General features: G+C 42.6%; 21 protein-coding genes and 2 tRNA genes. All 23 read right to left on the reverse strand.

Translation table 11 applies throughout. The annotated features are described in order from the left end of the window. Positions 1 to 157 precede the first annotated feature (157 nt). Positions 158 to 1,987 (reverse strand): lantibiotic ABC transporter permease, encoded by a 1,830-nt coding sequence (locus IGJ17_RS12325; RefSeq protein WP_086316460.1) that lies wholly within the window; start codon positions 1,985 to 1,987, stop codon positions 158 to 160. Continuing rightward, positions 1,962 to 4,226 (reverse strand): glycosyltransferase family 2 protein, encoded by a 2,265-nt coding sequence (locus tag IGJ17_RS12330; protein ID WP_086297732.1) that lies wholly within the window; start codon positions 4,224 to 4,226, stop codon positions 1,962 to 1,964. Before IGJ17_RS12330 ends, IGJ17_RS12325 begins: the two co-directional genes overlap by 26 nt. Further along, positions 4,223 to 5,263 carry a bifunctional glycosyltransferase family 2/GtrA family protein gene (locus tag IGJ17_RS12335; RefSeq protein WP_086297735.1) on the reverse strand — a complete coding sequence of 347 codons (1,041 nt, stop codon included), beginning with the start codon at positions 5,261 to 5,263 and terminating at the stop codon, positions 4,223 to 4,225. The genes IGJ17_RS12330 and IGJ17_RS12335 overlap by 4 nt, the downstream gene beginning before the upstream one ends. Before the next feature lie 60 nt (positions 5,264 to 5,323). Next, positions 5,324 to 6,376: a GGDEF domain-containing protein gene (locus IGJ17_RS12340; RefSeq protein WP_086297738.1), complete on the reverse strand. Its 1,053-nt coding sequence runs from the start codon at positions 6,374 to 6,376 to the stop codon at positions 5,324 to 5,326. Positions 6,377 to 6,708: 332 nt separating this feature from the next. Further along, positions 6,709 to 7,818, reverse strand: coding sequence for a GGDEF domain-containing protein (locus tag IGJ17_RS12345; RefSeq protein ID WP_429961461.1), 1,110 nt, complete (start codon positions 7,816 to 7,818; stop codon positions 6,709 to 6,711). A gap of 4 nt (positions 7,819 to 7,822) precedes the next feature. Further along, positions 7,823 to 8,530, reverse strand: a complete 708-nt coding sequence (locus IGJ17_RS12350) for an EAL domain-containing protein (protein WP_005234399.1) — start codon at positions 8,528 to 8,530, stop codon at positions 7,823 to 7,825. Positions 8,531 to 8,640: 110 nt separating this feature from the next. Continuing rightward, positions 8,641 to 8,823, reverse strand: a complete 183-nt coding sequence (locus tag IGJ17_RS12355; RefSeq protein ID WP_086297747.1) for a hypothetical protein — start codon at positions 8,821 to 8,823, stop codon at positions 8,641 to 8,643. A 103-nt stretch (positions 8,824 to 8,926) separates the two neighbouring features. After that, positions 8,927 to 8,998, reverse strand: a tRNA-Gln gene (locus tag IGJ17_RS12360). A 4-nt stretch (positions 8,999 to 9,002) separates the two neighbouring features. Further along, positions 9,003 to 9,086, reverse strand: a tRNA-Tyr gene (locus tag IGJ17_RS12365). An 85-nt stretch (positions 9,087 to 9,171) separates the two neighbouring features. Continuing rightward, positions 9,172 to 9,405, reverse strand: a complete 234-nt coding sequence (locus tag IGJ17_RS12370) for a DUF2969 domain-containing protein (RefSeq protein WP_005228752.1) — start codon at positions 9,403 to 9,405, stop codon at positions 9,172 to 9,174. 122 nt (positions 9,406 to 9,527) lie between these two features. Continuing rightward, entirely contained in the window at positions 9,528 to 10,175 is a 648-nt protein-coding gene (locus IGJ17_RS12375; protein ID WP_005234394.1) for a CBS and ACT domain-containing protein, read from the reverse strand. A gap of 3 nt (positions 10,176 to 10,178) precedes the next feature. Further along, positions 10,179 to 10,880, reverse strand: coding sequence for an ABC transporter ATP-binding protein (locus tag IGJ17_RS12380; RefSeq protein WP_005234392.1), 702 nt, complete (start codon positions 10,878 to 10,880; stop codon positions 10,179 to 10,181). Beyond that, positions 10,880 to 11,656, reverse strand: coding sequence for an ABC transporter ATP-binding protein (locus IGJ17_RS12385; RefSeq protein WP_008380898.1), 777 nt, complete (start codon positions 11,654 to 11,656; stop codon positions 10,880 to 10,882). The genes IGJ17_RS12380 and IGJ17_RS12385 overlap by 1 nt, the downstream gene beginning before the upstream one ends. Continuing rightward, a complete protein-coding gene (locus IGJ17_RS12390) occupies positions 11,637 to 12,614 on the reverse strand; it encodes a branched-chain amino acid ABC transporter permease (protein ID WP_142437616.1) in 978 nt (325 codons plus the stop codon). The genes IGJ17_RS12385 and IGJ17_RS12390 overlap by 20 nt, the downstream gene beginning before the upstream one ends. 9 nt (positions 12,615 to 12,623) lie before the next feature. After that, the gene (locus IGJ17_RS12395; protein ID WP_008380893.1) at positions 12,624 to 13,502 is read right to left on the reverse strand and encodes a branched-chain amino acid ABC transporter permease; all 879 of its coding nucleotides are present in this window, start codon (positions 13,500 to 13,502) and stop codon (positions 12,624 to 12,626) included. A 108-nt stretch (positions 13,503 to 13,610) separates the two neighbouring features. Then, a complete protein-coding gene (locus IGJ17_RS12400; RefSeq protein WP_008380891.1) occupies positions 13,611 to 14,798 on the reverse strand; it encodes an ABC transporter substrate-binding protein in 1,188 nt (395 codons plus the stop codon). Between the two features lie 284 nt (positions 14,799 to 15,082). After that, positions 15,083 to 15,964, reverse strand: a complete 882-nt coding sequence (locus IGJ17_RS12405) for an ROK family protein (RefSeq protein ID WP_005234383.1) — start codon at positions 15,962 to 15,964, stop codon at positions 15,083 to 15,085. Positions 15,965 to 16,091: 127 nt separating this feature from the next. Further along, positions 16,092 to 16,550, reverse strand: a complete 459-nt coding sequence (locus tag IGJ17_RS12410; RefSeq protein WP_005234382.1) for a GNAT family N-acetyltransferase — start codon at positions 16,548 to 16,550, stop codon at positions 16,092 to 16,094. A 39-nt stretch (positions 16,551 to 16,589) separates the two neighbouring features. After that, a complete protein-coding gene (gene yidD, locus IGJ17_RS12415) occupies positions 16,590 to 16,865 on the reverse strand; it encodes a membrane protein insertion efficiency factor YidD (protein WP_008380886.1) in 276 nt (91 codons plus the stop codon). A 92-nt stretch (positions 16,866 to 16,957) separates the two neighbouring features. After that, positions 16,958 to 17,134 (reverse strand): DNA-directed RNA polymerase subunit beta, encoded by a 177-nt coding sequence (locus tag IGJ17_RS12420; RefSeq protein ID WP_005228723.1) that lies wholly within the window; start codon positions 17,132 to 17,134, stop codon positions 16,958 to 16,960. Positions 17,135 to 17,154: 20 nt separating this feature from the next. Then, positions 17,155 to 18,447, reverse strand: coding sequence for a UDP-N-acetylglucosamine 1-carboxyvinyltransferase (gene murA / locus IGJ17_RS12425; RefSeq protein ID WP_008380882.1), 1,293 nt, complete (start codon positions 18,445 to 18,447; stop codon positions 17,155 to 17,157). 90 nt (positions 18,448 to 18,537) lie between these two features. Then, positions 18,538 to 18,771 carry a DUF1146 family protein gene (locus IGJ17_RS12430; RefSeq protein WP_008380880.1) on the reverse strand — a complete coding sequence of 78 codons (234 nt, stop codon included), beginning with the start codon at positions 18,769 to 18,771 and terminating at the stop codon, positions 18,538 to 18,540. 158 nt (positions 18,772 to 18,929) lie between these two features. Beyond that, positions 18,930 to 19,352 (reverse strand): F0F1 ATP synthase subunit epsilon, encoded by a 423-nt coding sequence (locus IGJ17_RS12435; RefSeq protein WP_005228716.1) that lies wholly within the window; start codon positions 19,350 to 19,352, stop codon positions 18,930 to 18,932. Positions 19,353 to 19,363: the final 11 nt, after the last annotated feature.

A 19,363-nucleotide genomic window follows, 5' to 3' on the forward strand; every position in this document is an offset into this window, starting at 1 on the left:
CAGATTATTTACATATCCTTTGGTATTTTCATAGTATAGAGGATATTACTCAGTGGGAACAGAAAAAAAATACCAATGAACAAACGATACGTCTGTTTCATTGGTATTTTTACTATTGATTCTCTAATAAGGAGACGCGCTTGAGAAATTCCTTCATTTATTGCCCCAACACCTCCGCCACCGAATAAACACCAGGGGCAAAGGTTTTGCCTGTTAGCTTCTTCGTCATGGCATTAAAGGTATAGTGCTCTTCTAAGACGACGACTTCATCGTATTGCTTTAATAGCGTGCGAAAATCTGCATCTGATAAGAGGAAATTCTCTCGACCATCGACATTGGGTGAAAACAAGTAATATTTGCCGACATAGCCAACTAAGTAGCTGTCTACTGCTTCTTTATTGGTACTGACCACCAAGTATTTTTTCTGGTTTAGGTCAAAGCGATCGCCAGTAACGGCTGAAACTTGTGCTGGAATCGAAGCAGCATATTCACGATTGGTATAACGCATGCCATTATTTTCTGAAAGGATCAGCAATGTCGCAAAAAATAACAGAATCAAGGTACTGTATTGATAGATTTTTTTTGTGGTCAAGCTGGCAAAACTACGGTAGTTTCGCCGATCGATCGCTTGTTCATGATACAAATGATCAATGCCCCGGACCATGAAAAAGGTCATCAAACCTAATGCCAAGATCACAATACTCGAAGCATAGCGATCGAACCCTGCCAAAGACAGTGCTTCATCAGTGGGCATCGAGAACAAGAACATGGCGTAAATACCCAAGTAATAGAGACCAATAATACCATCGATCAACAGCAGTTCTTTTAGAAATGGATTGCGTTTTTTTATAATAAATCGGACAAATAGCCAACTGCCCAACAGGATGACCTGGATCAAGAGAATCCCTTGCGTGGAAACCGTCGTAACATCCGTGATCGTTTTGACAAAAACATCCGTAATCTGCTGCAGTATCTGAGAATCCTTTTCACCAAAAATCTGTTTATAAGCGGTCACGCTGACTTCATGCTTCGATTTAGGAAAATTCGCTTTGACATGCAGGTTCCAAAGAATCGCCGGCAGGACAGATAGCCCAATGGCAGCTAATCCTACAATCATCAAGCCTAGCCGTTGCCGCCAACGAATTGATGCCTGCCATAAGCAGACTAGTAAATAGCCACCTAAAATCAGCAGAAAAAAGACGGCACTATTTTTGACCAAATCAAGAGAGGCGCCAATCAAAAGAAAGTAGCTGATTGAAGGCAGCACTTTGCCTTTTAAAGAAAATAACCCGGAGATGCCTGCCAAAGTTAAAACGGGAAGAATGAAGTCTACCAGCAAATTATTCATTCGAATCGCAATATTAAAATAATTGAATACGGCCATGCTGGTGAAGACCAAGACAAAAGCCAGCTTTCTTTTCGGATCACGAATAATCGCAAAAAAACTATACAGACTACAGAAAATCAAAATCAATTGACCAATCAGCAAGACATTCTCATGATAGCCAACGATGATTGCTGTATAAGTAACAAACAGTGAGCTGCCTAAAGGATAGGAAGTAAAACTGATGATGGCATCGGTTGCCGTTGGCAATTGTCCCTGCGTATAAAGGAATTTAACGATCGTCGCCCAATGAGAGAAGTTGTCATAGTGGGTCAAATGACTGTGAAGCAATGTTAAAACGAACAAAGCAAAATAGCCATAAAACCACAGCATGATGGGCTCTTGTAAACCCCAGCGCACCTGATGGCGCTCCTGCCAAAAACGCCAAACGCATAATAGTAAGCCAAGACCAAATAAAAACCAGGCCCCCCAGATCAACCATCCTTTGGGACCATATGCGACAAAGGAAAGAACGAGGATCGGCAAACAGCAGGCAGCGATCCAGCTAATGTATTTGGTAAAATGACAAACTCGTACAAAAAGATAGGCATAGCCAGCTAATGATAAACCAAATAGACTAAATCGCAGCAGGATCTCGATCATCGTCTGCCTCCTTTCTCAGCAAGCTGTCTACCCATTCTTGGAGGGCTACTGTGGAACGCAGCTCTGAAAGATTGCTTACTTGATATATCACTTGATTTTCTTTTGGCTGAAGCGTCGCTTTTTCAGCGTGAAGCACAAGATTACTGATCGGTAAGTTTAGATGGACCGGCATTTCGACCTCCTCTGTTTTTGCCAACGTGAACTGATCAAAACCAAATGTTGTGACCGCATAGGTTCCTTCATCAAAGTGCCATTTTTGATCAATGGTCAGTATGGGCACTCTTTGAGGCGGCAATGGCTTTTGTTTGGCTTGCAGCAGATGCTTACCGAGATTTTCAAAAAGACTGTCAAAGAAGGTCATCCACGGATCCCGCAGAACCGGCAGGCTTTGATTGAAGCCATCATAAATGATCTGCAGATAGGCTAAGTAATCTTTTTCTGTCAACTGGTTTAAAGCAACGCCATAGACCCATCGATCTTTTCCAGAAAAGACGCGGACAATATTTCCAGTCATCTCTGCTTGGTAGCCATTACGGGTGATTTTAAAAGTCAGCGGCGCATCTGGCGGAAAATAAAGAGGAACGTCAGAAACGAAGGACAAGCCATTTTCTGAGATATTTTCTGTCATCAAAGAATAGCTGGCGTCTTGGTCGGAAACTTCAACAGGATAATGGGCTCTGAACCGTTCCGTCGTTCGATAAATCGGGCGACCGAGATAAAATAAGACCGCAAAGGTTAAGTTAAAGAAATGGGTCAGCAGCCAGAAGGTCAACACACTGCCGTAGAAAATCTCTGAGCCGAATTTGCCGTAATTAAACTTCACTAAGCCGATAATCGTCAAAATCAACAGCAACAAATGCGGCACCACAAACAACAAGTCTTTTTTAGACTGAGTTGCTGCTTTATTAGTCACCTTGAAGCGGGTCTCTTTGATGCCAATGGCTTGCAAAAAGACAGGAATCACTAGGTAAGGTGCAAAAATCGTTTCCTGGATCTCGCCCCAACGCTGCGTTCGAATATCACTGCTCAAATCCTGCATCGCCAAATGCAAGAACGTATAGCTTGGCAGCCAAAACAGCAGCAAGACCCAAAAGTTTGTCTCTACGACCCTTACATTAAAGACGGTGTACAAAATCGGCGCGAAAATAAATAGTAGCCGTCGTAGAAACGACCACCAATACAAATAGCTGTTTAAGAAAACCATTTTTTGCGCCAAAGACAACGTCTTATTCTTAAAAAGATGGAGATTGTGGACACTTTGGACCACTCCTCTTCCCCAGCGAATTCGCTGCTTTAAGGCACTTGGGATATCAATTGGAGACAGACCGCTGGCCATTGGCTGCAGTGTTGATAAACTGCGATAACCTTGGCAATTGATCAAGGCGCCTAATTCAAAATCTTCCGTGATCGTGTCCGTCGGAAATCCGCCAGCGGCTTCGATCGCTTCTCGTGCAATCACCGTATTGGAACCTGTATAAATAGCGGTATCATGGGCGTTGTTCAAAACATTGACTTCTCTGGAAAAGAAGTCCTGCTCGTTAGGGATCGCCGCTTCTGAAAAAAGATTGTACTGAAAAAGATCCGCGTTGTAAAAACTTTGCGGTGTTTGAACAAAGCCCAACGGTTTGATGGTCTGGTCATTGCGGCGTTCCTGCTGATTTGCCACAAAATATGGCACTGTTTCCAGCAAAAAATCTGAGTAAGGAATCATATCTGCATCAAAGGTCGCCACTAGCGGCGAATTGGTTTTTGATAATGCATGATTGAGATTGCCTGACTTGGCATGCTGATTGCCGATCAATCCGATATAGCCGATGCCAAATTTATCTGCCAGTGCTTTGACCTCTGGACGGTTGGTGTCATCTGACAAATAGATGTGAACTTTTTTGGGATCGGGGTATTTCATATGAACTGCCGCATTGACCGTTTTTAATAAAAGCGGCACTTCTTCATTATGAGTAGCAATCAACACATCGATCGCCGGATAGTCGGCTTCTGGCACGACCGGTTTTTCAAAGGGCTTTGCTTTGTTTTTGTTCCAAATCAACAGCAAGCCCGTAAAGTTCGATACGATCTCACTGCCCCAAAGCAGCAAACCAAACAGCAAGGCAAACCAAGACTCGTGCCATGGCAATGTATACAGCCCCCGCCATGATAAATAGATCAGCGAAAAGACAAACGCCAGAAAGTAAACGACTTTTTTCGCCCAAGGCAAACGTTTTTGTTCCACCTCAATCACTCCTTAAAGATGACATTTTTTTGCACATGGTAACTAAAGAAAAAGAGCAGGCAATCGACGCCTATTTTTAACAACACAGAATCTCCGATCGGTAGGATCAAATAAATCAGGTAGACGAGAAAAGAGGACAGCAAAATCTGTACGATCACCAATAAAAAATACTGCAGCATACTGTTCTTTGTCCGTTGACCAAAAACAAGCTCGCGATTGATGTAGTAATTGACGATCGCCGAAATCAATCGGGCACCCAACGAAGCGATCACGATGGAGGACAGATTGATGACAGACAAGAAATGGATCAATAACGCATAAGCGATCACATCGACAAAAAAGGAGACCACAGATGAAAACAAATACTTCAAAAAGACGCTATAGATAGCGACAGAATCTGCCAAGACCCGAAAATGGGAAGAGGCATTTTCTTCAATATAGATGGTGGCGATCGGTTGTGAAAGAATCGGCCACCCCCGCTTCTGGGCTTCGATTAGCATCCGCGTTTCATATTCAAAACGCTCACCTGAGATCGCCAACAAATCTGTCATGAATTTTCGAGGGAAAACCCTTAAGCCCGTCTGCGAATCCTCGATAGCAAGACCAGTCGCTAAACGCAGGATATTTCGGGTCAAAATGTTGCCGAACTTACTCCGCAAGGGCACTTCTTTGCCAAAGGATCGGGTCCCTAAAATAATGCTGTCCGGATGGGCTTGGGCCTTTGCTAAGCAAGCCATCATATCGGTATACTCATGCTGCCCGTCCGAATCAATGGTCACCATAAATTCAACAGCTGGCTGGTTTGTCAGCACTTCAGTGAGAGCGGTTTTGATGGCTGCGCCTTTTCCCTGATTCTTTGGATGGGTCAAAACCTGACAACCAAACTTCTGTGCCAATGCCGAAAAGACGGACTGATAAGCTGCCCCACTGCCATCATCCACGACCAAAATCGGCAGGTGCTGATTATGCAAACGAATTTTCTCCACCAGAGCCAGCAGTTTGTGGTCAGGTTCTAGCGAAGGAATCATGATTAAACTATTTTCCATATGCGTTCCTCATTTAAGGTAGTATTTTTGAAAACAAAAAAAGAAAAGAAGCCACCCCCATCAGTAAAGACAGAGTTGGTCGCGACCGCTGCGTTTGGCTCGATACAATGCTTGATCCGCACGTTCTTGCGTTTGCTGTAGCAACTCACCCCTTTGCCGTTGTGCGATCCCAATCGACAACGTGATGCTGACCGAATCACCGGCATCCAAGATGATTTCTTGGTAACGGATGCGCTTTTGAATTTTTTCAAGGAGATAAGCAGCAGCCTGTGCGTCTCCTTGGATCAAGATCGCAAACTCTTCCCCACCGATGCGATAGACCGGATTGCTCGCCGTACAGTAGGTCGAAAAAATACGAGCGATTTCTTGCAAAATCACATCCCCGGCACGGTGTCCGTAACGGTCATTGTAATTTTTGAAATGATCGATATCGATCAAAGCGATCGATAAGTCCACCTCGGTCGTATCTAGGCGTTGACGGTCATCTTGAAATTTACGAAAGTTGTTCAACTGCGTAAGATCATCGATTTTGACCAATGCCAAAATGCGCTGCATATCATTGACTATCGAGTAAAGGAAAAACGCCAACGTATAGGCGAGAATGCCATAAACTATATAAATTAGGGTCGTTTTTTGAATATCGCCCGTCAAATAAAAACCAAAAAGAAAGGAGATAGCGATCAAGTAGGTAATTGATAGGAACAACTCTTGTTTGTCAGTAAATCGCCGTTTGGCCCAGGCATGCAGAAATGTCAGTGTCACTATCAAAAAACACGTAAGGTATAAGTTCAACCAAGAAGATTTTGATACTTCAAACAAGAAACGCCCTAACGCTAGATTGACCATCGTCGGTACGGTCACCTTCCATCCCAGATACTTCATGGAAAAAGCGTAAAGCAAGAAGCGCAGGTCAAATCGCGTTTCGTATACGACATAAGAGAAATTCATCATCAGCATCCCCACCACGGTTTCACAAGCAATCGCCGCTGCGATCTGTTTCGCTTTGAACGTCCCTTGGCCAACGAATCCGTCACTGATTTTGAATAACAAATAAATATTGATGATAATTGCGCCTAAATTTGCGAGTGTATTGACAACCAGCGTATTTGCCATTTCCTGTGCTTCCTTTCTAAAAAAAAGAACCCTTACTTGCTGATTCGACGGGACAATTCCAGAGACATTTCATTGGAAAAGCGGACAAAGCATCAAGTAAGGATCACTATTAATTATTGACAGTTTTTATCACTCTTGATTTAGAATAATTTACCAGAAATTATACATAGTTTCAATCTTTTTGTTGATATGCGAAGATTCTCAAGATAAATAAAATAATCAAAATGTATATTTTGTAAATAAATAACATTATTTCTTTATTATTACTAACAATTTGTGCATAAAGATTTAATTCTTTGTGAATTTGTGTAAATTATTTTTCCATTATTTTTTTACGTCTCAGGCAAGGTGCACACCCGGTTTCGACCACTTTGTTTTGCGAGATAGAGTGCTTGATCGGCTCTTTCAACGGCTGCCAAGATATCCCCATGACAAACGGTGCTCGCTTCAACGCCGCAAGACAAAGACATCGTCCCTTTTTCAAAATTGGCGACAGGAAACATACTGCTGGAAATGGTTTGACACAGCGTCGTCATCGCAGCTACGGTCTGTTCTTTGACATCCCCTTCGATCACGACACAGAACTCTTCGCCGCCATAACGATAAAAGGAATAGGTCTCGGCAAAATGCGCCTCTAAAAAAGTAGTCGTCCGTGTGGCAAAGGTTCTCAACAGCTCATTTCCAGCGATATGACCATAACGGTCGTTGACCTTTTTGAAGTGATCGAGATCGATCATGGCGATCGTCACAGTCTTTTTCTGTGAAACGGCTTGAAGCAGATCGTGGTTATAGGTCCCATAGTTGAAGCAGCCGGTCAACGCATCGATCTTACTATTCGCCAACTCTGCCAGTACTTGGTATTCTTGCCCCTCAATCAATCGATGCAACCACATGAAACTTCCTAGCAGCACGAAAGAACCAACAAATACTGCCAGCATCGCTTCCCAGTCATAGGTCGTCGTATGATGGACTAGCATCGAAAAACGCGGTGAGAGCAGGCAGGTCAAAAAATACATCATATAAAATTGCTGTTGCGGACGGATCAGCTTGACTTTTGATAAAAGAAAATCAAGGACAAAGATCCCCACTCCGAATAATGGAAGATAAAAAGCTTTACCCACATCAGAAAAACCGACAAACCACAAATAAAAGACGACCATACACGGCGTTATCAAAATCAAGATCTTGCCACGATCACCATAGAAAAAATGACTCGCAATAAAAGCAGTTGTGTATTGATAACAGATAAACCCAACTGAATTCATTGAAAAAGAAAGAATAAAATACAAATGCGTAAACGTCAGAATACCAATAATAAAATACTTAAATGGACGAGAAACCGATATTTTTTGCACACTTCGTACAAAAACATCTGCGGTCACCAGTAAACTGGCAATCATCAGCGGCAAACCAAACGCCAAAAGCACGCCTCGTTCTAACATTCCATCACAATCGCTCTCCTTTAGACCATAAATATCCTTGTTGCAAATGCACCCCCATCTCAAGCAACTGGACCATTTTTTCGCGGTTCTCGATCCCTTCAACGATCAGCTCAAGCTGATATTTTTGGGCAACCTTCAACCAACAAGCCAAAAAGCTGAAGCCAATCTCCTCATCAAGCTGAATAAACGGTAACAACGAAAATTTCAAACAATCAACGCTGGCAAGATTGGCAAAGACCAACGAGAGGGTATTTTGTCCGCAACCGATATCATCGACCGCAATCACATAACCATAAGCTTTAATTTTTGCAATGGCTACAGACAAATCAAATGACTCTTGCTGTATGCGTACGGGGTGTTCCGTCAATTCAATCTGCAACTGCGCCTTATAAACAGCCATCGTTTCAAAAAAGGACCACGTAGACTGCCACAGCAGCTGTTGTGGATGTATATTGACACTAAAGCGGGTTTCCGGCTTTTTTTTGCATAAACGCCGCAATTCCTTGGCATACCATCTCATCAATTGCTGATTGCCACTTTCAGTTTGAATCATTGTGCTGAATTCTTGCTGTGGAAATCGGTTGTTCTTCTCGCTACGTAGCAAGACTTCATAGCCATTCACCTCTTGCTGACTTAGCGATTTTACCTGCATGATTGGTTGACACAACAGATAAAGGCGGTCTGTGTTCTCCCAAGTCGTTTCATTTCCCATCTTCGTTAAGCCCCCATCTAGTAAAGTTATCACTTCCGAAAATCGGTAATATTCCTGTCATCGCTCGTTTCTCATGCTATAAAATGGTTCTCTCAAAGGAACTGATTTGCCTAAGTATACCAAACAGAACCAAAAATGCCCAAATATTTTAAATTCTCTGAAAGAAATTTCTGTGAAAGAATCGACTGTGATTTTCCGTTCCACTCCATGCCTGTTTCATAGAAATGCCCCAAAGCAACCATTGCTTTTTTCAATTTCGTAGAAACTAGCTTGTTGAAAGTGGCTTCTTCCATATCAGTCTCCTGTTTCTTTAAGTACTTATAAAAAACACGATTCTTTTTAAATAACAAAAAAACAGCAAGAGTGCTTGCTGTTTTTTTCTACGTATCTCTTTGACTGGGGTAGCTGGATTCGAACCAACGCATGACGGAGTCAAAGTCCGTTGCCTTACCGCTTGGCTATACCCCAATAATGGTGGAGGAGAGTGGATTCGAACCACTGAACCCTAAGGAACGGATTTACAGTCCGTCGCGTTTAGCCACTTCGCTACTCCTCCAAAAGGTTTTTCTCAAACCTGACAATAGTTATAATACCGAAAAAGATAACAAATTGCAAGAGCAAAAAGTAAATTTTTCTAGAAATTATTCATGTAAATTCCATTGACGAATAATCATCTCGATGGCAGCTTCTAAGCTTCTGCTCGAACCTAGATCTTCATCCCCTAAAAAGCTTTGAAATTCTTTTGGTCCAGTTGTTAAAATCTCACCAATGCGTTTTTTTCCGATGAATAATTCATTGACGGTATAGTCTTTGCCATGAATGGCTTTTGTTGTTTCTTCAATACGTACTTCGATATCTTTATTTTTCTTAGACATGGTTGCACCTCTTTCTTTACAGCACCTTCCTATTTTAACAGAAAAGCAACAAAAGAAAAAGAAAATCTCTTCTGGAAATAAAAAAAGTAGCCAATCTTTACGATCAGCTACTTTTTCTTAGATCACTTCTGGTTCGTCAAGACAGCACTCGTCACGGTATAGCCTGCATCGCTCAAAATTTTCTCGATTGCTGCGACTTGCCGTGATTCTACTTGGATCTCAACAACTGTTTTTAGTGCCATCCGATTTACCACAATCGTCAAAATACTCATCTGATGATCCGCAAGGAGTTTCGTCACGTCTGCTAAAACACCCACATGGTCATCCGTGATCTCAATGGACACTCGTGTTCCACCATCGTGGTACCCAGTGATTTTCAAAAAGGCATCGAAAATATCATTGTTGGTAATGATTCCCACTAAGGCATCATCATCCATGACTGGTAAAACCCCAACGTTTTCACTTCGCATCACCGAAATCGCATCCTCTAATAAAGCTTCCGGTTCAATCGTGGTCACTTTTTTCAACATGATATCAGCGACCGTCGTTTTATTTAAGAGATAGTTCATTTCATAAACGCTTAAGCTGGTCGCTTTTGAGGGAGTTGCTTCAGCGATCGTTCCTTCTGTGATCAACCCTACTAATTTGCCATCATCAACGACAGGTAGACGATGGATATCATGCTGCTTCATCACATCTATTGCATCAAAGATCGGTGTTTGTGAATCGACGGTGATGACCGTCTTCGTCATAAAATCACTTACGCTCATTGTTTAACCTCCTAGATACGCTTTTCTAACTTCATCACTTGCTAGTAATTCTTCTCCAGTACCTTCTAAAACGATTTTCCCGGTTTCTAATACATAGCCGCGATCGGCAATCGATAAAGCCATTTTCGCATTTTGTTCGATCAGCAGCACAGTCGTTCCTTGCTGCTTGATTTCTTGAATGATGGAAAAAATTTCTTTGATAAAAATTGGCGCCAAGCCCATCGATGGCTCATCCAGCAAAAGCAAGCGCGGTTTTGACATCAATGCCCGCCCCATTGCCAACATCTGCTGCTCACCGCCAGATAATGTCGACGCATCTTGCGAGAGGCGTTCTTTCAATACAGGAAACTTGCGGTAAACTTGTTCATAGTCTTCTTTGACACCACTGTCTTTACGCAAGAAGGCGCCCATCTCTAAGTTTTCTTGAACCGTCAAACCGGAAAAGACGTGCCGCCCTTCTGGCACCTGCGACAAACCGTTTGCGACGATTTTTTGCGGTGCTTCTTTCTCAATTTGCTTTCCTTCAAAAGTGACGGAGCCTTTTGAAGGACGGATCAATCCAGAAATCGTCCGTAAAATCGTGGTTTTTCCGGCACCATTGGCACCAATCAGCGAAACGATCTCTCCTTGATTGACGTGGAAGGAAACATCATGAACTGCTTGGATCATGCCGTAGTGAACACTTAAATTTTGAATTTCCAGCATCAGATTTCCCCTCCTAGATAGGCTTCGATTACCCGTGGATTGTTTTTGATCTCTTCTGGTTCACCGTGGGCGATGACTTGTCCGTATTCCAGTACATAGATCCGTTCGCACACTTCCATGACCAAACTCATATCATGCTCGATCAAGAGGATCGTCAATTGAAAATCTTTTTGGATCTTATAGATCAGCTTTGTCAGTTCTGTTGTTTCCTGAGGATTCATCCCCGCTGCCGGCTCGTCAAGAAACAAAATTTTTGGCTCTGTAGCCAATGCGCGTACGATCTCTAAACGGCGTTGCTCGCCATAAGGCAAATTTTTCGCTAACGTTTGGCTTTTGCCATCCATATCAAAGATCCGTAACAGCTCTAAGGCTTTTTTCTTCATGGATTCTTCGTTTTTGTAATACTTTGGCAAACGCAAGATGCTCGTCAGTAGTCCTTCTTTATGCTTACTGTTCATAGCGATCAAGACGTTATCCATTACGGTCAAGTTTTTAAACAAGCGAATATTTTGGAAGGTTCTTGAAAGGCCTAAATCCGCGATTTTATAAGGCTTCACGCCATTTAAACGTTTTGGCTTACCTTGGGTCTCAAAAAGCACTTCGCCTTCACTAGGCTCATAAACACCTGTCAGGAGGTTAAAGAGCGTTGTCTTGCCGGCACCGTTTGGTCCAATCAACCCGACCAGCTCATTGGTATCTAGATGGAGGTCTACATGAGAAACAGCAGCTAAACCACCGAAGTTTTTCGTTAAGCTTTTAACTTCTAATAGAGGCATCGTTGTCATCCCCCTTTTTTCTAAATTTGTCCAACAGTCCTTTTACGGAGAATTCCCAGGTCCCTAAAAGTCCGCTTGGTTTAAAGATCATGATGATGATCAAAGCCAATGCATAAATGATCATGCGCAAATCAGAGAAGCCTTGCAAGTACATGTTTAAGATTCCTAGCACTACTGCCGAAACAACCGCTCCTGTGGTACTCCCAAGCCCTCCAAAAACGACGATGATCAACACATCGATCGATTTCATAAAACCGTAATCTCGTGGGAAAACCGACTGCTGATAGCTGGCATAAAGGGTACCAGCAATGCTTGCCATCACTGCCCCCATCACAAACGCAATTACCTTGTATTTCGTTGTGTTGACCCCCATCGATTCTGCAGCGATCTCATCTTCCCGAATCGCTAAAGTCGCTCTGCCTGGTCCGCTATGGACAAAGTTTGAAACGACAAGAATCGATAGAACGGCAAAGAGAAAGACGATCTGCCAATTACTGAATTGGGGCAATCCGAAAATTCCAGCAGGACCATTGGTCAAGCCTCGTAGGTTCACCAACAAGATCCGAATGATCTCTGCCACACCTAGGGTTGCGATCGCTAGATAGTCGCCTTTTAAACGGAGGGTCGGAATCCCAACCACTAATGCGACTGCACCTGAAACCAGCATCCCCACCAGTAAACCAGTTAAAAAGCCGCCAAAGGTTGGATTGCTTGCCGACAGGATCGCGCCAGCATAAGCACCGATTGCCATAAACCCAGCATGTCCTAAGGAGAATTGCCCTGAAAAGCCGATGATTAGATTCAAACTGACTGCCAAGATGATATTGATTCCGATATTGACGATGATCGCATCAGAGAACAAATTAATCATTCCGCCATTGTAGGCTGCAAATAATCCAAAATAAAGAATAGCTGCCAGAGCGAGCCAGATTAAGTTGTAACGTAAATTCTTTTTCATTTCTGCCACCTACACTTTCTCTTTGATATTTTTGCCGAGGATCCCAGCTGGACGAACCAACAATATAATTATTAAAATGACATACACTAAAGCATCCTTGTAATCAGAAAAACCAAGCGCTGTCGCTGCTGTCTCCACTAAACCGATCACAAAGCCGCCTAAAGCTGCACCAGGAATGATCCCGATCCCGCCGAGAACCGCCGCAACAAAAGACTTCAGACCAGGAACGACCCCCATTGATGGATCAATGGAATTATAATACAAACCGATCAGCATCCCGCCAGCTGCAGCTAAAGCCGAGCCTAAGGCAAAGGTAAAGGAAATCGTTCGATTAACATTGATCCCCATCAAACGCGCTGCATCTGCATCAACACTTACTGCACGCATCGCTTTTCCCATACGGGTCTTTTTCACGATCAATTGCAAGAGAATCATTAAGGTAACCGAAACAGCCAAAATCAATAACTGGACATTACTTACTTGAACAAACCCGATGGAATAGGTTTTTCGTTCGATTGCTTGCGGAAACGGGCGCACATTGGCAGAAAAGAAAAAGATCATGACATTTTGCAAAAAATAAGAAACCCCGATTGCCGTAATCAATGCCGAAATTCGCGTGGAATTTCTCAAAGGACGATAGGCTAAAAATTCAATCGTTACCCCAAGTGCTGCACTGGCGATCATCGAAATGAATAACGCTGGGAAAAAGCCCAATTGCCATTGATTGATCAAAAAGTAACCGATAAAACTACCAATCATATAAACTTCTCCGTGGGCGAAGTTGATCAGCTTGATGATGCCATACACCATCGTATAACCCAACGCTAACAAGGCGTAGATACTGCCTAGAAACAAGCCGTTGATCAATTGTTGGATCATCATTTCCATATACTCACTTCCAATATCATTTATTATGGTTCTTCTCATTAGAGAAAAGAAACTGAGACAAACACATCAGGTCTGTCCCAGTTTTCACTGCCAAACAACTACAGGTTTTTAAGGTTCCACAGTGTCTGCTGAGGTTTCCTTCCCGTCAGTCAATCCTAAAACAACTGCTGATTTCTCAGGGTTATGATTTTCATCCATTGTGATTTCACCTGTCACGCCGACAAAGTCTTTCAGTTCAGACAAACCAGCTGCAATTGCCAATGAATCTGCTGAGTTTTGATCTTCGATTGCTTGTTTGATCATGTAAACTGCATCATAGGCTAACGCATTAAAAGCAGAAGGTTCTTTGCCATACTTTTCATTGAAAGCTGCCACAAACGGCTCAACTTTGTCGTTTGCTGGTGCTTTGGTAGAGAAGTGACCGGTATAGTAAACATTGCTGACATTTTCTGCACCAGCTGTTTGAACCATTTTTTCATCACCGAATCCATCGGCACCAATGATTGCTTGATCAATTCCTAATTCTCGCGCTTGCTTGATGATCAAACCAGCTTCTGTGTAGTAGCCTGGAATGAACAAGACATCGAAGTCGACATCTTTGATTCTTGTAAGAACTGCTTGGAAATCTTTGTCGCCTTCAGTAAAGTTATCTTCTAAGACAATTTCGCCTGGGTAACTTTCTTTAAATGCTTCCGTCAATCCAATTGCGTAATCACTTGAGTTGTCTCCCAAGATCACGGCTTTTGATGCATCCAAATTTTCAGCCGCATATTTCGCTAAGATCGTTCCTTGGAAGCTATCTTGGAAACAAGAACGGAAGGCAAATTCTTGCACTTTCCCACTAGTATAAGTAATCGCATCGTCAGTACCTGAAGGTGTAACCATTGGTACTTGTGCTCTGGTCACGTTAGGCAAAGCCGCTTTCGTAGCACCAGAAGTTGCTGGACCAATGATGGCTACAACTTTATCATTTGTAGCTAAGTTGGCTGCTACCGTTGCAGCTTCATTGTTATCTGATTTGTTATCTTTCGAAATAATTTCAATTTGTTTTCCAAGAATACCGCCGGCAGCATTGATTTCTTCTACTGCTAAGTCGATTCCTTCTTTTTCAGCCGTCCCATAAGCAGCTACGGCTCCTGACAACTCTAAGTTGGTTCCGATCTTGATGGTATCTCCCTCTTGTTTATTGCCACCTTCAGCAGCCCCGCTGCCATCCGTTGATCCACCTGTTGGTCCAGCGCTACATGCTGTCAACAAAAACAAACTCGCAAACAAAAACGCAAATTTCTTTTTCATAATTTTCCTCTCCTTCACTTCCCCTGAATATGTTATCCAATATACTGAAAAATCTGGAAAATGTCAACGAATTATCAGAATATTTCACCTATTCAGAATTTATTTTTTTTACTAGGAAAAAATGGTGTTTTTAAAACACTGTTCCATCAATAATGGAATCGCTTTTCATTTTTTTGAACAAAAAGAAAAGCAAGCAAAGTTTTTTTTCCTTTGCTTACTTTTTGATCGTTTCGAATTGCTTCATTTTTTGTCAAAAGGACGTTTGAAAACATTACATCAAGATGTTAGCGGCTATTTCGTGGATACAATGCTTGAAAATTGGCTGCCGCCCCAACTAGATTGGCATCGTTGCGATAGTCACATAGCTTGATCAGTGGGACAAAATCATTTAAAGCTTGATCTGCCAACATTTTTTTCAACCGTTGATTCACTTCTTCTAACAAGCCATTTTTGGCACTGACACCGCCACCGATAATGATCACTTCAGGATCAAAAGCAAATTGAATACTGAATAGTCCTTGCGCTAAATAGCGGTAAAATTTATTGACTTCCTCGATCGCAATGGCATCCCCATCTTCTGCACGTTGAAAGACCTCTTCGCCGGTAATTGTGGTTCGATCTACACCAATTCGATCACAATAACGCCAAGCCATCTGAACCGCTGTCCCTAGTTGCGAAAATGTTTTGCCTTGATCCAAAATCATCAACCCAAATTCACCGCCGTATAAATGTGCCCCACGGACTAGCTCACCATTTTGAAACAGGGTACCGCCAACGCCTGTTCCGATCACAACGAAAGCTGCTTGCTGATACTCTTTGCCCGCTCCTTGATAGAATTCAGCCATCCCAGCGCAATTAGCATCATTTTCGATGGTTACTGGTACCCCAAACACTCCTTCGAGTTCAGAGTAGATGTCAAACCCATGGATATAAGGAATCGCACTGATACCGTCGATTCGACGTTCTTGGGCATTGACTGCACCTGGAGCACTGATCCCGACCCCTTCGATCTCTTCGTTTACGCTTGCTCTTACTTGCTGCAACTGGGCTTTCATTTCTTGCCACGTGCTTGGTGTAGTAAATTTGCCTTTACTCACCAAAGAATCCTGTGCCCAGACGCCATATTTTACTGCTGAACCACCCATATCAAAGACTAAAATCGCCATTTATTTCCCTCAATCCTTTATTATTCTGATACTATCTATTTTACCGTAAGTCCCCGCTTGAAGAAAGCGATTTCCGAGAACAATAAAAAAAAACAGCCTAAAATCGCCATAGACTGTCTCTATGGGATTAGAGCTGCTTTTCCAAAATAACTTGATCGATCAACTGCTGCCCATTTTCGAAAATCGGTTCAGCATAGTGAGTGGTGAAATAATTTTCCATCCGGTCTTTTTCAACATAGCCTTGCGTTTGGTACAAAGTCAGGGCTGCAGAGGGCAGACTACCAGTTTTGATCACTACAATCGGCCGTTTTGCCCCAAGGTGTTGACTGAGGATCGCTTCTTCGGCAGCTTGCAGCAATTGACGACCAATGCCCATTCCTTGCTTTTCTGGAGAAACGGCCACATTCATAATCTCCCAGTTGTTGCCTTGATTTTGATAAACTAGCACACCAATCATTTCTCCAGCTTCTTCATAAACAAGTGTTTGGCTATTATATAGATAGCTTTCTACGACTGCTTTTTCAGGATCTGCATCCAGCAGCAACGCCCAAGGATACGCTTCATTAGAGTCGATTGGACGAATCATGGCTTTTTGGCTCCTTTTTTACATTTTTGTTGATTCCTTTTAACTTTTCCGATAACGGTACGTTGGTTTGACTTTGTCTTGCGTATTTCGTTTTAAAGTAAACGTCTGGGGTACGTAATCTATACCGCCTTTTACAAAGGGATGGCAGCGTAAGATACGAGCTACCCCCATCAAACCTCCTTTGGCTGCGCCATGGACTTGGATCGCTTGGATCATGTATCCTGAGCAAGTCGGATAATAACGACAGCTAGGAGGAAATAATGGGGAAATAAAACGTTGATAGAAACGAACAAAGCCAATCAAAAGTTTACTCATTTCTTGCCAACCTTTCTTTTTATGATCACGATTCAGTGAAGACAGATAGAAAAAACTAGGACTCAGCACGAGGCATAAGTCCTAGTTTGGGGTTACTTCATAAACTCAAAGATATGATTCCAAAGACTTGGAGAGAAGACTTTAAAAGGACTACCGTCGCCAATCACCCCATAGCCAATCATCGTTCCGGCTAAGAACAATAAAATAGCTAATAATATGACGATTAGAATTTTTATCAAGCTAGTTAGAATGTAACGGTTCAACTTCACTTTGTTCTCTCCTACTCCTACTATGCGTTTACTGGTACGGTTTCTTCAACTGCTTCAGAAACTCGTTCCACAGAAGCACCTAATTGCTGCAATTTTTCATGGAATTTGTAATAGCCACGATCCAAATATTTTAGATTGCGGACACGTGTCCGACCAGTTGAACGTAGACCTAATAAAATTAACGCTGCTGCTGCACGTAAATCCGTTGCATAGACCAGCGCACCTTGCAATTCATGGCCGCCTTCGATCACTGCTACGTTGCCGTCTATTTTGACATGAGCATTCATCCGACGCATTTCTTCTAAATGTTGGAAACGGTTCTCAAATACAGTTTCGTTCACAACACTCGTTCCAGCTGCTAAAAGTTGAATAGCAGACATTTGCGCTTGCATGTCCGTAGGAAAACCTGGATGAGGCATTGTTTTCACATCTGTTGCCTTCAATTGTTCAGGTCCAACGACACGAATCCCTTCAGCTACTTCAGTCACTTCTGCGCCCATTTCGATCAATTTTGAGATCAATGGACGATTGTGTTCTGAGATCGCATCTTTAATAATGACGTCTCCTTGGGTCATCGCTGCTGCAACCATAAAGGTTCCTGCTTCGATACGGTCTTGGACGATCGAATGTTCCACCGCATGAAGGTGATCGACCCCTTCGATACGCATCGTTTCGGTTCCTGCACCAAAGACTTTGGCACCCATTTTGTTTAAAATGTTTGCTAAATCGACGATTTCAGGTTCACGAGCGACGTTTTCAATGATGGTGATACCTTTAGCTTTTACGGCAGCCATCATGATATTTTGCGTTGCGCCGACACTTGGGAAATCCAAGTAAATGCTATTGCCTTTTAACTCATCGGCGATCGCTTCTATGTATCCATCTTTTTGGATGATTTGAGCGCCTAGTGCTTGAAATCCCTTCAAATGCAAATCAATTGGTCGTTTGCCGATTGCACAGCCGCCAGGCATTGCCACTTTGGCATGACCATTACGGGCTAACAAAGGCCCCATGACTACGATTGAAGCGCGCATTTGGCTTACATACTCATAAGGTGCTTCGATCGCTAACTCTTGTGATGCATCGATCGTCATCGTATTGTTTTCTTCTTCAAAATCGATTGCGACATTTAAATGCCGAATCACTTCTTTCATTGTTAATACATCGGAAAGGATCGGTACATTTGTTAATGTCGTTGTTCCTTCTTCCGCTAATAAGCTTGCCGCTAAGATAGGTAGAACAGCATTTTTTGCCCCTTCGATCTTCACTGTTCCAGTTAATCGATTACCACCTTGAACGATCATCTCTTCCATTTATGTTCCCTCCAAATAATGCAGTGACTCACACAAATCTTGCCAATTATAGCATAATATTCGGTGTTTTTGCATATATTAATGAAATTCTTAAAAACCTGTTAAAAATAAATTACGACATAACGCAATCAACTCAAGGAAAAAAGTACTGGCGGTGTAGCCTAATGCAATCGCAAGAAACACCATGACCATTCGTATCTGAGTCGTTCGTAAGGCTTTAAAAAAAGCATCGATCCGCACAGATTGCAATGCCCAAAATGCTAAATAGATGAACGCTAAATGACTCACGATTCGAATGATTGCATCAATTCCATACACTTGCATACTTCCTGCTCCTTTTTCATAATTGAACATTCCTATCATACCACAAAGATGTCAAGATAAAAAATAATCTTTCTTGAAACCTTCATGAAAAGACTTTAAAAAGTTTTTAAAACGTTTTCTCGAATAAAAAAAAACAAAGGCAAGATGCCCTTGTTTTTTCAGGAATGTTTTGACACGTTGATTCGATTAATGGCGCGGTGCAAAGCAACCGTTGCGCGACGAAGCTGGTCGATATCTTCGACTTGTTTGGCCTCTTCGATTTGACGTTCTGCACGTTGTTTTGCTCTTTCTGCCCGTGAAACGTCGATATCACGATCACGTTCCGCACTATCGGCTACGATGGAGACAACATTGTCCCGCACTTCAAGGATACCGCCATTAACGGCGACCCAGTCGACGTGAGTATCTGAATCGATCCGTTTGACCCGGACTTCATCAATCGTCAAAGGAACGATGATTGGGGCATGATGCGGCAAAATACCGATCTCACCATCTGTCGTACGTGCAACCACGATTTTCGCGTGATGATCGTAAACCAAACCAGCAGGTGTCACCACATTGACTGTTAAAAATTGATCCATGAGGTTCCCCT

The sequence above is a fragment of the Enterococcus sp. DIV1096b genome, assembly GCF_050498765.1.
Lineage (GTDB): Bacteria > Bacillota > Bacilli > Lactobacillales > Enterococcaceae > Enterococcus_D > Enterococcus_D entomosocium.

Coding starts and splice junctions, on each gene's coding strand:
- IGJ17_RS12325 (WP_086316460.1), bottom strand. CDS start 1,987: ATGATCGAGATCCTGCTGCGATTTAGTCTATTTGGTTTATCATTAGCT.
- IGJ17_RS12335 (WP_086297735.1), bottom strand. CDS start 5,263: ATGGAAAATAGTTTAATCATGATTCCTTCGCTAGAACCTGACCACAAA.
- IGJ17_RS12340 (WP_086297738.1), bottom strand. CDS start 6,376: ATGGCAAATACGCTGGTTGTCAATACACTCGCAAATTTAGGCGCAATT.
- IGJ17_RS12345 (WP_429961461.1), bottom strand. CDS start 7,818: ATGTTAGAACGAGGCGTGCTTTTGGCGTTTGGTTTGCCGCTGATGATT.
- IGJ17_RS12350 (WP_005234399.1), bottom strand. CDS start 8,530: ATGGGAAATGAAACGACTTGGGAGAACACAGACCGCCTTTATCTGTTG.
- IGJ17_RS12355 (WP_086297747.1), bottom strand. CDS start 8,823: ATGGAAGAAGCCACTTTCAACAAGCTAGTTTCTACGAAATTGAAAAAA.
- IGJ17_RS12370 (WP_005228752.1), bottom strand. CDS start 9,405: ATGTCTAAGAAAAATAAAGATATCGAAGTACGTATTGAAGAAACAACA.
- IGJ17_RS12375 (WP_005234394.1), bottom strand. CDS start 10,175: ATGAGCGTAAGTGATTTTATGACGAAGACGGTCATCACCGTCGATTCA.
- IGJ17_RS12380 (WP_005234392.1), bottom strand. CDS start 10,880: ATGCTGGAAATTCAAAATTTAAGTGTTCACTACGGCATGATCCAAGCA.
- IGJ17_RS12385 (WP_008380898.1), bottom strand. CDS start 11,656: ATGCCTCTATTAGAAGTTAAAAGCTTAACGAAAAACTTCGGTGGTTTA.
- IGJ17_RS12390 (WP_142437616.1), bottom strand. CDS start 12,614: ATGAAAAAGAATTTACGTTACAACTTAATCTGGCTCGCTCTGGCAGCT.
- IGJ17_RS12395 (WP_008380893.1), bottom strand. CDS start 13,502: ATGGAAATGATGATCCAACAATTGATCAACGGCTTGTTTCTAGGCAGT.
- IGJ17_RS12400 (WP_008380891.1), bottom strand. CDS start 14,798: ATGAAAAAGAAATTTGCGTTTTTGTTTGCGAGTTTGTTTTTGTTGACA.
- IGJ17_RS12405 (WP_005234383.1), bottom strand. CDS start 15,964: ATGGCGATTTTAGTCTTTGATATGGGTGGTTCAGCAGTAAAATATGGC.
- IGJ17_RS12410 (WP_005234382.1), bottom strand. CDS start 16,550: ATGATTCGTCCAATCGACTCTAATGAAGCGTATCCTTGGGCGTTGCTG.
- yidD (WP_008380886.1), bottom strand. CDS start 16,865: ATGAGTAAACTTTTGATTGGCTTTGTTCGTTTCTATCAACGTTTTATT.
- murA (WP_008380882.1), bottom strand. CDS start 18,447: ATGGAAGAGATGATCGTTCAAGGTGGTAATCGATTAACTGGAACAGTG.
- IGJ17_RS12430 (WP_008380880.1), bottom strand. CDS start 18,771: ATGCAAGTGTATGGAATTGATGCAATCATTCGAATCGTGAGTCATTTA.
- IGJ17_RS12435 (WP_005228716.1), bottom strand. CDS start 19,352: ATGGATCAATTTTTAACAGTCAATGTGGTGACACCTGCTGGTTTGGTT.